An 11,776-nucleotide genomic window follows, 5' to 3' on the forward strand; every position below is an offset into this window, starting at 1 on the left:
GATTCCCGTTCATTGCTATTCGATATTGTGTTGTGATGCCGGATCCTGTGATGAGTCAAGAAAAAGATTGGTAGGTTCTTGTGGTAACGCCTCCTCCTTCCCTTCTCTTAGTGATCCCTCCGTTGACACAACTGAATACACCGTATCCTTCAACCGCATACCTGACAGGATTTCTTCGATCTCACGGCTATCGAGTTCAGCAGGCAGACGTCGGGATCGAAATGGTCTTGCAACTCTTCTCGCGTGCCGGTCTTCAGAGAGTCTTTGCCCAACTTCGGCTTGATAAGCAAGAGCTTCCAGGTGAAGCGCTTCAAATGTTGAGTTTCGAGCAGGCATATATCGATACCATTGACTCGGTGATTAGTTTTTTACAGGGACATGACGCCAGTCTTGCCCCGCGTATCTGTCAAGGTGAGTTTCTTCCTCAGGGCCCACGTTTTGTCTCGTCTGCAATGCAGAGTGATGACGAGGGACAACCCAGACCAAACAATCAAACCGATCATGCGAAGCATTTAGCTACGTTGTACTTGGAAGACCTGGCAGATCTGGTTCAGGCGACGGTGAGTCCACATTTTGCCTTGAGCCGATATGCTGAATCAGTTGTGAGAAATGCCACGTCATTTGAAGGCATTCGTCAGGCAGTGGATAAGGCACCAAGTTTGACAGATGAACTGATGTTGGAGAGGTTTTGGGGACATATAGACAGAGCCTCACCATCGATTGTGGGATTTACGATACCGTTTCCAGGAAATGTGTATGGAGCATTTCGAATGGCTCGTGATCTGAAAACCAAGAGACCCGACATCAAAGTTATGCTTGGTGGTGGGTATACCAATACAGAATTGCGGCAGTTGAATGATCCAAGAGTCTTTGATCTGATTGACTATATGACGTTGGATGACGGCGAACGGCCTCTTCTCTGTCTTTTGAAATATCTGGCTGACGCGGAGCAGAAATCGCCGTTATGCCGAACGTTGGTTCGATCAGAGGGAAAGGTCAAGTGGTGTAACGACTCCAAGGAGGGCGATATTCCACAAGCAGGCGTTGGCACGCCGACATACGACGGCTTACCCTTAGATCGATATTTGACGGTGTTGGATACATTGAACCCGATGCATCGCTTGTGGTCTGACGGTCATTGGAACAAACTCACGGTGGCCCATGGTTGTTATTGGAAGCAATGTACCTTTTGTGATGTCGGGCTTGACTATATCGGTCGATATGAGGCCTCGCCGACCGAGATGTTAGTGAATCGAATAGAAGCGCTGATTGCAGAAACCGGCCGACGAGGGTTTCACTTTGTGGACGAAGCTGCTCCCCCCGCAGGACTGAAAGCTATGGCCTTGTCGTTGTTGGAACGAGGGGTCGTGATTTCATGGTGGGGAAATATTCGTTTTGAAAAGGCCTTTACGCCGGACCTCTGCAGGTTATTGGTGGCATCCGGATGTATTGCCGTGAGCGCTGGCTTAGAGGCAGCCTCGGATCGACTCTTAGAGTTAGTCAAAAAAGGCATCACGGTCGATCAGACCGCTGAAGTGGTTGCCGCGTTTCAGCAGGCAGGCATTCTGGTTCATGCGTATTTGATGTATGGGTTGCCCAGTGAGACGATACAGGAAACGGTGGAAAGCTTAGAACGTGTGCGTCAATTATTTGCACACAACTTGATTCAATCAGCTTTCTGGCATCGATTTACGGCCACAGCACATAGTCCGATCGGGCTTCAGCCAGCTCACTACGGAATACGTCTTATCAAACCAACTTTTAGTGGATTTGCAGAGAATGATCTCAAGCATGACGATCCTGTTGGTGAGGTGCCTGAGTGGCTCGGTCATGGGCTTCATGATGCTTTGCGTCATTTTAAGGAAGGTGAAGGGATGGACCAGGATGTTCGGACTTGGTTCTCTGAACATGTCCCACGGCCAGGTGTTCGACGAGATTGGGTGAAGCGATTGCTCGCATCCGGTCCTCCCCAAGATCCGTCTCTCTTGGAGAGAAAGTTTGTCTGGATTGGAGGAACACCGGTGAACGAATCTAATGGGGCCAAGCGGTGCCGGGTTATTTTTCCCAGTCGATCTGCTGATGGCCAAGTGACATTGTCACGTGAGCATGCTGACTGGCTGATGAATCTCATTCAATCTGCCACTCCCGGTAGCGAAAAGGTTCAACAAGGCTATCCTTCGTACAAAGATGTCCGTTCAACCTTTCCGTTTGGTGAAGCCGAAGGGTTTGACGCATTTTCGCAAACACGAGGGTTTCTCATGGCTCGAAATATAGGATTGTTACAGGTATAGCGAGGTAACGTAGTTCTTTTTGTGAAGATGAAAGGAAAAACGATATGACGATGCAGCAGTATCCACGGAGTCCCAAAATTCAGGTCGGCGGACTTTGTCACCTTGGCAGATTATTCGACAAAATTCGTATGCGCAACGAGGGATTGATCCAGGACTATCATTACCTGACGACCGGATTTGATAAGTATCTTCTTGAGACCTTACAGATCAAAGGCGAAGAATTAGAAACACGAGTCCTGGAAGAAGGTACGGACGATAAACTCTTGGAATGGATTAAGGGGAATGGAAAGGTGCTGACCGATGAGGAACGCGAGCAATGGAATACGATGGTCCTGACTGGCAGCCCTCAAAACGAACAAGCCCAGCAACGATTTAATGGGCTAGTTGAGACCTTGGCGAAAAGTCGAGGTGTCGCGATAGACCAATTACCTAAATTATCAACCTGGGTTGATGTGATCGAGTGTGATGAGGGGAGATTGTAGTGGTACGGCTCTGGGGTGGTTTTCAATTCATGAAAGCTGTGTGACTTCAGAATTCCACGAATCCAGGGCAAGGGAAAGATCAATTAATCCTTCTGCCCAGTTTTTTTAATAATGTGGTACCCGAATTGAGTTTTCACCACATTGCTCAGACTGCCATGCCCCATTTTTTTGACCGCATCTTCAAAGGCTTTCACCATTTTTCCCGGACCAAACCACCCAAGGTCACCGCTTTTGGATTTGCTGGGACAGGTCGAAAATTCTTTCGCCAAGTCTCCAAACTTCCCACCGCTTTTCAGACGTTTTCTCAGATCGTCGGCTAACCCTTTTTCTTTCACTAATATATGACTGGCTCTCCACTCCATATGCTCTCCTTCGTTATGGTTTTAAATTAAAGAATAGGGTTGTGAGTATGAATTTTCACAGCCTTTGGAGGATGAGGAAAAAGTATCAAAGAAGCTGAGAGGTGTCAATTACGGCAATCTACGGTTTATAAATATTATCCAATGAGACGCTTACGCATATTCTCATTCTATAGTCTTTTAACTTTTTCTCAGTACCTCTGCCCCGACGCCTGCAGGCTCTAGCCGTGCCACGACTCTTTTATGTGTTCCATGTGTGTTCTTGCGTTCTACCGGGCATGTGTATACCGTGAGGAGAGATGAGGTTTCGCTAGAGTCCTCTGAGTGAACACCTCTCATCGTGGGCGGGGCTTGTTTGAGCGCAGCGAGTTGGCCTGCCCTACCACTATAGCGAATCCAATTAATTTCCAGTTTATTATTAAGACTGCCACAACGTAATACTACGCCTCAAACATCGAAAGTCATTTGAAGCGGCTATAGGTGTTCACTTCATCCGATGAGTCTGGCCTGGGCGTTACTTGTTTTGGGACCTCGTGTCACTGACTTATCACTTATTATTGGTCCGGATGGAAATGGGGCGACTAAAAACGAGAAATTTGAAATCAATCGGTATGGTACGCGTCATCGGTCTGCCTTTGATTTTGCAGCAGCACAGCCTGACTCGATAGTGTTTGTCCTCTCACAAGATGGACCAATACGAGCATTTCATCGAATCGACGACACTACAGTACACGTCTGGCCAGACTGTACGGTTTCAATGTTTTTGTAGGGGATCCAATGATTCTTTTTGGTCGATTTTTTCTATAACACGGTTCAATTGTGATAAGCCATGCTTATATCCAAATATTCGCTAATCCGAGCCCACTTATTAGCACAAGGACTCCGCCGATGACCTGCTTGAACAACTGATCGTTTTCTAATATCGCATCATGAAATTTGAGGCCTGTGAGGTGTCCAATTGCGGCTATGGGAAGAAGAGCCATGGCTGCAAGCAGATGCAGCTCCACTCCTAGCATCGCGAAGGTACTCATTTTGATGGTGACAATGGTAAACCAGAGGACGAACAACGTATTCCGTAGTTGATCGGCCGACACATTTTTCATGAACACGGCGACCATCAGCGGCGCACCGGTCAGTGACGTTCCCGCGACATACCCACCGAAGGCAAGCAATAGTGTATCGCTCCAGTTTTTTTTGCTGGTTATGGAAAGGTTGAGAAGCCACATCAGTCCGTATCCGAGTGCGACGGAATAGATGAAGATGAGGAGCCATTCATTGGGTAGGGTGATTAGGCCGAGGACACCAATCAATGTGGTAGGAATAATGAAGAGGCTGGCATGCCGCAAATACTTCCAATCGACATGGTGAAGTCTGGTTCGTAAGGTGAGGGCAGAAAAAATGAGGAGATGGGTTCCAATAATCGGGAGCCAGAAGAGAGGTTGATCATACAGAAACAGCATGAGTGGCAAGCCAAGTGCGGCTCCGCCAAACCCCAGTCCGCTGCGAACAAACCCTGTCCAGATAAACAGGAGTCCCACAAGGAGTAGCTGGGTAGCGTTGAAGTCAGAGAGGATACTCGTCATTTGTCGGACCTGATCATTCTGGTTTCCTGAGGGCACAAGCGGGAATACGGGTTAGTCATTGAACTGACCTGGCCTAATGGCGTCATGGTTGTCAACGCGAAGGAAGGAAGTGTTGATTCTGCGTTGTTCCGCTTAGGAAGATGATGGGAGATTATGGGATTTTTAGGGATTCGAGTAGTTTTTGAACGGTTTCTGTTTTGTCTGGACGAGTCGCAATCACTCCCTGTGTCGTGGTATTGGATTGATTCAATGGGATGGATTGCCAATGTCGGTCTTTGGCTGTACCTCCTGCTTCCTGAACCAAGAGAATTCCGGCCGCAATGTCCCATTCATTTTGACTGCCAGGGTTGAGCGTGATGTCAACGCGGCCAACGGCTTGAAGTGCAAGTGCATAGGCAATCGAGCCAAATCCGGTATACTCGACATTAGGTTCGATTAATTCGAGTTCTGCTTGAGTCTGTGCTGAAATATTCGCCAAGCATATGAGTTGCTCATCGTGCGTGGCATTGACGTGAATTGGCATGTCGTTGAGATAGGCCCCAGCATTTTTTTCAGCGAAAAACATCTCATTCGTTGCTGGATTGTAAATCACCCCAAGAATAGGTTCGTGGTTTTCGACCAGTGCGATGGAGATGGCATATTGTGGAATTTTGGAAATGAAGTTTCGTGTGCCGTCAATGGGGTCAAGAATCCAGACACGTTTTTTGTCTAACCGCTTCCGATCATCTGGCGTTTCTTCTGACAGCCATCCATCTTCTGGATATCTGGTGAGTAATCGATCTTGCAACATTCGATCGACTTCTAAGTCAGCCGTTGTGACCTGAGACAAATCGGATTTGATAGAAATCTCGAAGCCCTTTTCGGCAAGCTCCAAGGCTCGTGCTCCAGCTTCTCGAACGGCCATTTGAAGGAATGTGGAAGTCGTGTGATCGTGTGTGGTGTTAGTTGTTGATCTATCTGTTTTCATGGTCTCTCGTCATGGTGTTGTTGGCTTTCCTTTCTTTCACTATAGTCTTGAATCGAAAATGAGTCAAAGTCGTTCACATTTTCTAGGATTGTCCTAATGCCTTGAAAAAGGTAAGATTTTATATGTCGACATGCTGTTGAGATGTAGCATGCATCTTTTGATCATCTCGTGCCTGCTTCTTCTATGAATAACAGGTTTTGACTATTCATGAAACGTGGCTTTGTTTTTTTACCAGAATCTTGTCGGTGTTTGTGATAATTTTTTTTGTACATCATGACCACACCATATTCATCCATTGTGGCGTGTGATTGTGTGTTGCCATGCCCAAAATCCGTGTTTCTCTCAACCTCCCACCTCATCGGTTTTTGGCCTATTATGAAGGGGCGGTCGATGAAGTGGTGGCGAGTGCTTCGGATGGACGGAAAATACGGTTTCCCGCTCGAGTTTTGCGGCCATTCATGACTCACCATGGAGTCGTCGGGTCGTTTTTAATCACATATGATAGTAAACAGAAGTTTGTGTCCATTGAGCGTGCTCCTGTTGGGTCTGCGACCTGAGGCCGATGTCTGCTGAGGAATATACCCTTGGCGGACTCTTTCTCAGTGCATTTCTCTCATCCACCCTGTTTCCAGGAGGATCTGAAGTCGTTCTGGCCGTCTTGGTTTCACAACGAACCTATGACCCATGGATGTTGTGGGGGGTGGCTACCGCTGGTAATACGTTAGGAGGAATGACTTCTTGGGGGCTTGGATTCGTGATGAGTTGGCGTTTCCCGGTTTCCCGTTTAACGAAGGTGCGTCATCAGCAGGCTGTAGAAAGAGTGCAGCAGTGGGGCAGTCCCCTGTTGCTCCTGTCATGGGTGCCGGTGATTGGAGATCCGCTGTGTGTGGCTGCCGGGTGGTTGCGTGTGAATGGGTTGATTGCACTGCTGTTTATCGGAATTGGAAAAGCTCTTCGATACGCTGTGATTATCGCCGTGATGTAGTTGCAGGGGCAAAAATTGATGAAAGATTATGTGGATCGTTTTTGTTGGTCTGACAGCTTTTCGATAGGCATGACCGATATTATTGAAATTATTGTTGTGATAGGCAAATAAGAAAGGCTTTTATGAATGTTCCACTTCTCGATTTGAAAGCTCAATTTCAATCGATTCGCCACGAGGTGCTTGCTTCAATAGAAGACGTGTGTGACGAGCAAGGGTTTGTCCTTGGGCCACGAGTGGAGCGTCTAGAGCAAGACCTTGGGAAGTACGTCGGGACTGGTCACGCTGTGGGTGTCGCTTCTGGCAGTGATGCGTTACTCCTCTCGCTGATGGCTTTAGGCGTTACGCCCGGGGACGAAATTCTTACGGTGCCGTTTACCTTTTTTTCCACAGCAGGAGTGATTTCACGACTACAAGCCATTCCGGTATTTGTTGATATTCAAGCAGGTTCATTGAATATGGATCCTGAGCAATTGGCCGATCGTCTCACTGAGCGGACCAAAGCAATTCTTCCTGTCCATTTGTTTGGCCAATGTGCCGAAATGGAAAAAATCTCCTACCTGGCAGCTGAGCGTGGCGTGCCGGTTATCGAAGATGCGTGTCAGGCGATTGGGGCTACGCGAAATGGTGTGCGGGCTGGTGGATTGGGAACAACGGGCTGTTTCAGCTTTTTCCCCTCGAAAAACCTTGGTGGGTTTGGGGATGGCGGATTGGTGACCACCCATGATGCTAACATCGCCGATCGGTTACGAGCTCTCCGTGTTCATGGAAGTCGATCTGACTATCATCATCATGCCATTGGCATGAACAGCCGGCTTGATGCCTTGCAAGCGGCCGTTCTTCAGGTCAAACTCGCCTATCTTGAGCAATGGACCGAAAAACGTCGCGCCAATGCTCAAGCCTATGAGCGTCTCTTTGGTGAGGCTGGTCTCTTAGACGTGATCACCCTGCCCGTGACTGACCCGGCCAATTATCATGTTTATAACCAATATACGATTCGAACCCCGAAACGCGATCAACTCAGCGCTTACCTGACCGAACAGGGCATTGGCAATAAAATTTATTATCCCGTCCCGCTCCATCTTCAAGAATGTTACCAAGTCTTGGGTTATCAAAAAGGGCAACTTCCAGTTTCTGAGCAGGCCGCTCAAGAGGTCCTCTCCCTTCCCATATATTCAGAACTGACAACAGAACAGATCGAATATGTTGTGCAGACCATTAAGCAGTTTTTTGCGGTTTCTTCACCTGCGTGAGAGGTTGTTCGTTCTCGACTCACCGATCCTTCTCGACTCACCGATCCTTTCGTCTGAAATACTGGGAGAAGTTACGGGTACGAGGCGTGAATGGTGCTGCTGAGTCCTCCACGGGCGGTAAATTCACCTGTGACGGTGGCAGAGATGGGATGGCAGGCTTTCACGAGGTCCTCCAGAATGCGATTCACGGCATTTTCGTAGAAAATACCAAGGTTTCGATAGGCATGAATATACTCTTTGAGAGATTTTAACTCGAGACAGGATTGATCTGGAGTATAACTCAGTCGGATCATGCCGAAATCTGGTAATCCCGTTTTGGGACAAATGGCGGTGTACTCAGGAATTTCAATGGTAATTTCATAGCCTTGGTACTGATTCGGCCATGTTTCAATTGATGGTAGCTTAGTTCGTAAGCCACTTTTCGCATGTTCTGCAGTGTAACGGGTCGCGGCTTTGCGACGTGTGGATTTCATGACCTAACTCCCTGATTTAGTAGAATAACACATGTGTTGTGAGTGTAACGTCTTCGACTAAAGCCTATCAATATGATTGCCCTCTTTGTTGAGAATGTTTGTTCCCCTCCGCTATAATCCGCTCATCTAATGGCTGGCTTTTACAGGCCAGCCATTTGTTTTTCCGATTAACAATTGAAGAGTGTCTGCTCGCTGTCTTTGGCCTTGTTTGAGATGTGTGCCGTTGTGTGTTGAAGCCTGTGAGTATGAATTGTGTTTAAAGAAATTGAACCATGATTGACAGCGACGACTTTGTTCGAGCGTTACAAGATATCGGTATAGATTTTTTCACGGGAGTTCCCGATACCATTTTGGGCGGTATCATTGCGGCGCTGACTGAAGCGCGCTTGTATGTCCCTGCCGTTCGTGAAGATGAAGCGGTGGCAATGGCGGCCGGAGCCTATCTTGGGGGGAAAATTCCCGCGGTCCTCATGCAAAATTCCGGATTAGGCAATTCTCTCAATATCCTTGAATCACTCAATCTGATTTACCGAATTCCTTGTGTCCTCCTCATTTCCTGGCGTGGTTTCGAGGGGAAAGATGCTCCAGAGCATCTGGTCATGGGAGAGACCATGACGCAGTTGTTAGATACCGTCAAAGTTCCCCACCGAACGTTATCGGCTGAAACCATGGTGGATGACCTGAAATGGACGGCCACCACGTTCATGGAGCAACGAATTCCGCTTGCTTTGTTGTTGAAAAAAGGCATTGTCAAAACCGTACAGCCATGATGGAAATGTTGAAAACAGAAGGACTTAACACATGATTGGTCCTGAAGAAGGCGTGATGCAGAGCCGTGCTCAGGCTATGGGTGCGCTGTTAGAGCTGATCACTGACCAACCGTTGATTATCTGCAATGGATTTCCTTCGCGCGAAGCTCAGAAATTGCGAGACCGTGACGGCAATTTTTACATGATTGGGTCCATGGGGGCGACGGCGGGCATCGGTCTGGGATTGGCCTTGAGTCAACCAGAAAAAACAATAGTCGTCTTTGATGGAGATGGCAATGTGCTCATGAGTATGGGAACCCTTGCGACCATTGGAGCCTTGAAGCCGAAGAACTTGGTGCATGTCGTCTTTGATAATGAGGTGTATGGGACGACTGGAAATCAACCAACCTATTCCCGATTAGTCAATCTTGACAAAGTGGCAAAAGCGGCTGGGTATGTGAACGTCGAGCGAGTTCGTGAACGTGAAGACATTGTGTATGAGTTTAAAGATATGCTGGCGAGCGAAGGCCCAAGTTTTCTGTTAATTAAGGTCAATGAACAAATCGAAGATGCCGATCGAGTTGCGATTGAACCTGCTGAGATGACTCGACGGTTTAAAGCCGCCAATTCTTCTAATCCGTAACCGGTGAGGCCGACGGCGTGAATAGACAAAGTATATTCGTTTCTTTCATTTTGTACTTCCCACCCTCAACACGTTACACGTTATGAAAGTTGTACTATGATTCTCTTAAATCCTGGTCCTGTGAATGTTTCAGAAAGAGTACGACGAGCACTGCTTGAACCGGATATTTGTCATCGTGAGTCTGAATGTTCAGAGCTCTTAGCTGATATCCGACAAAAGTTGCTTCAGGCCTTTGTCCCCGGCAAGGAATCTGAGTATACAGCGATTTTGTTGACCGGTTCAGGGACTGCAGCCGTTGAAGCGGCTCTGTTATCAAGTTTACCGCAGGGTAAACGCATCATGGTGATTATCAATGGGGTGTATGGCCAACGTTTGTGGAACATGGCCTTAACGCAACGACTTGGTGGAGTGGAGATGCGCCTGGACTGGGGACAGGCTCCTGATTTTGATAAGATCAAGTTGGCGCTTCGGCAACATCGAGAAATTCATACCGTGGCCATGGTTCACCATGAAACCACACTCGGTTTCATGAACCCGGTTGAGAAAGTTGCGGAAGTCGTTGATGGGCTCAATCGTGTATTTCTCGTCGATTCCGTTAGCGGACTCGGAGGTGAAGCATTGGATATTGCGACCCCGCATATATATATGGTGGCGAGTGCTTCTCAGAAATGTATCCAAGGATTTCCTGGTTTAGCGTTTGTTATTATTCGCAAGGGATTCATGGAAAAGAGCGTCAAGACCTATCCTAAGCGTAGTTGGTACCTGAATCTAGCTAATTATTACGAGGAACAGGAGCGAGGAAGTATTCCCTTTACGCCAGCCGTACAAGTCTATTATGCATTTCGGGAAGCCCTCAACGAGTTACTGGAAGAAGGTGTCACGAAGCGTTGTGCACGATTTCGAGGGTATGCAACGACTATTCGAAAGAGAATGTCATCGCTTGGTATTAAGGCCGTTCTCGAACCGGAACATCAGTCGAATACCTTAACAGCTTTTTATCTTCCAGAACAGATGTCGTATGAGTGGCTGCATGATCAGTTGAAGCAGGAGGGGTATGTCATTTATGCGGGGCAGGGGCATATGGAATCCAAGATTTTTCGAGTGGCCAACATTGGCGCCCTCACAGACAAAGATATTTCAGGATTTCTTGATGCCTTTGAACAGATTATCAAGAAACGTGGCGAACCCGGATGAAGGCTGTCATTTTAGCGGCTGGGGTTGGTAAGCGACTGGGTGTTGTCGCTGAAGGGCGTCCCAAGTGTCTTGTCCAAGTTGGCGGCCAATCGCTCCTGTCACGACATTTGGAGCAACTTTCAAGTCTTGGTATTCAGACCGTCGTGCTTGTTGTTGGATATCAGCAACATCTGATTCGGGAGGCCGTGGCTTCGTCGTCGTTTCCTGGTATTGTTCAGTTTGTGACGAACGATCAATACATCCGAGGAAGTATTACTTCATTGTGGGAAGCGCGAAAGGAAGTTGATGACGATGTCATTATTATGGATGCGGATGTGTTGTATCATCCGGACATTCTTCGTCGTCTCGTCGAGTCCAGGTTCCGGAATGCACTGCTCGTTGATGAATCCGTGTCTCAAGAAACAGAAGAATGTATGGTAGCGATTCAGGATGAGCGAGTGACGAGCCTCAGTAAAACGCTTCCCGCACGGTATGATTTCACCGGAGAAGGCGTGGGATTTTTAAAGGTGGCCAAATCGGATAGCGCCGTTCTTTTCCAATCGGTGCTAGAACCTATCGAAGCTGGGCATCTCGATATGGAATATGAAGATGCACTCAAAGGATTTTTTGAGAAGGTGAACGTCGGATATGAGCGGATTGGTGGATTGCCCTGGATCGAAATTGATTTTCCTGAAGATGTGCAGAGAGCCGAACGTGACATTCTCCCGATGTTGTCATGTCATGGGAAGGAAGTTGTCTAGAATCGAAACGTAATTATGCTTGATGATGGTGCGTGTAGACCCTCGTTCTCGATAATAATG

Annotated in this window: 14 protein-coding genes; 10 read left to right on the forward strand and 4 right to left on the reverse strand. The window is 47.7% G+C overall.

Annotated elements, in window-relative coordinates; all coding sequences use genetic code 11:
• Positions 1-80: 80 nt before the first annotated feature.
• Together ACWQXP_RS20280 and ACWQXP_RS20285 are read left to right on the forward strand one after the other, a co-directional pair.
• Entirely contained in the window at positions 81-2,291 is a 2,211-nt protein-coding gene (locus tag ACWQXP_RS20280) for a B12-binding domain-containing radical SAM protein (RefSeq protein WP_454064655.1), read from the forward strand.
• A 44-nt stretch (positions 2,292-2,335) separates the two neighbouring features.
• Positions 2,336-2,773 (forward strand): DUF5069 domain-containing protein, encoded by a 438-nt coding sequence (locus ACWQXP_RS20285; protein ID WP_454064656.1) that lies wholly within the window; start codon positions 2,336-2,338, stop codon positions 2,771-2,773.
• 83 nt (positions 2,774-2,856) lie between these two features.
• Here the strand turns inward: ACWQXP_RS20285 and ACWQXP_RS20290 are convergent, their stop codons facing one another.
• The gene (locus ACWQXP_RS20290; RefSeq protein ID WP_454064657.1) at positions 2,857-3,135 is read right to left on the reverse strand and encodes a peptidylprolyl isomerase; all 279 of its coding nucleotides are present in this window, start codon (positions 3,133-3,135) and stop codon (positions 2,857-2,859) included.
• A gap of 493 nt (positions 3,136-3,628) precedes the next feature.
• Between ACWQXP_RS20290 and ACWQXP_RS20295 the strand changes: the two genes are divergently transcribed.
• Positions 3,629-3,901, forward strand: a complete 273-nt coding sequence (locus ACWQXP_RS20295) for a hypothetical protein (RefSeq protein WP_454064658.1) — start codon at positions 3,629-3,631, stop codon at positions 3,899-3,901.
• Positions 3,902-3,965: 64 nt separating this feature from the next.
• On the opposite strand, the gene ACWQXP_RS20300 is transcribed toward ACWQXP_RS20295, so the two are convergent.
• Positions 3,966-4,715 (reverse strand): TSUP family transporter, encoded by a 750-nt coding sequence (locus ACWQXP_RS20300; RefSeq protein ID WP_454064659.1) that lies wholly within the window; start codon positions 4,713-4,715, stop codon positions 3,966-3,968.
• A 151-nt stretch (positions 4,716-4,866) separates the two neighbouring features.
• Positions 4,867-5,682: an inositol monophosphatase family protein gene (locus ACWQXP_RS20305; protein WP_454064660.1), complete on the reverse strand. Its 816-nt coding sequence runs from the start codon at positions 5,680-5,682 to the stop codon at positions 4,867-4,869.
• A 320-nt stretch (positions 5,683-6,002) separates the two neighbouring features.
• Between ACWQXP_RS20305 and ACWQXP_RS20310 the strand changes: the two genes are divergently transcribed.
• From ACWQXP_RS20310 to ACWQXP_RS20320, 3 genes are all read left to right on the forward strand, one after another.
• Entirely contained in the window at positions 6,003-6,239 is a 237-nt protein-coding gene (locus tag ACWQXP_RS20310) for a DUF2835 domain-containing protein (protein ID WP_454064661.1), read from the forward strand.
• Positions 6,240-6,244: 5 nt separating this feature from the next.
• Entirely contained in the window at positions 6,245-6,667 is a 423-nt protein-coding gene (locus ACWQXP_RS20315; protein ID WP_454064662.1) for a YqaA family protein, read from the forward strand.
• Between the two features lie 122 nt (positions 6,668-6,789).
• A complete protein-coding gene (locus ACWQXP_RS20320; protein ID WP_454064663.1) occupies positions 6,790-7,917 on the forward strand; it encodes a DegT/DnrJ/EryC1/StrS family aminotransferase in 1,128 nt (375 codons plus the stop codon).
• Between the two features lie 71 nt (positions 7,918-7,988).
• Here ACWQXP_RS20320 and queF read toward each other — a convergent pair whose 3' ends face one another.
• Positions 7,989-8,390 (reverse strand): preQ(1) synthase, encoded by a 402-nt coding sequence (queF, locus tag ACWQXP_RS20325; protein ID WP_454064664.1) that lies wholly within the window; start codon positions 8,388-8,390, stop codon positions 7,989-7,991.
• Between the two features lie 272 nt (positions 8,391-8,662).
• Between queF and ACWQXP_RS20330 the strand changes: the two genes are divergently transcribed.
• From ACWQXP_RS20330 to ACWQXP_RS20345, 4 genes are all read left to right on the forward strand, one after another.
• The gene (locus tag ACWQXP_RS20330; protein WP_454064665.1) at positions 8,663-9,160 is read left to right on the forward strand and encodes a thiamine pyrophosphate-binding protein; all 498 of its coding nucleotides are present in this window, start codon (positions 8,663-8,665) and stop codon (positions 9,158-9,160) included.
• A 31-nt stretch (positions 9,161-9,191) separates the two neighbouring features.
• A complete protein-coding gene (locus ACWQXP_RS20335) occupies positions 9,192-9,782 on the forward strand; it encodes a thiamine pyrophosphate-dependent enzyme (protein ID WP_454064666.1) in 591 nt (196 codons plus the stop codon).
• Positions 9,783-9,878: 96 nt separating this feature from the next.
• A complete protein-coding gene (locus tag ACWQXP_RS20340) occupies positions 9,879-10,976 on the forward strand; it encodes a pyridoxal-phosphate-dependent aminotransferase family protein (RefSeq protein ID WP_454064667.1) in 1,098 nt (365 codons plus the stop codon).
• Complete coding sequence (locus ACWQXP_RS20345) at positions 10,973-11,716, forward strand: phosphocholine cytidylyltransferase family protein (RefSeq protein ID WP_454064668.1); 744 nt, start codon at positions 10,973-10,975, stop codon at positions 11,714-11,716. The genes ACWQXP_RS20340 and ACWQXP_RS20345 overlap by 4 nt, the downstream gene beginning before the upstream one ends.
• The last annotated feature ends 60 nt before the right edge of the window (positions 11,717-11,776 follow it).

It is taken from the genome of Candidatus Nitrospira salsa, from assembly GCF_965152625.1.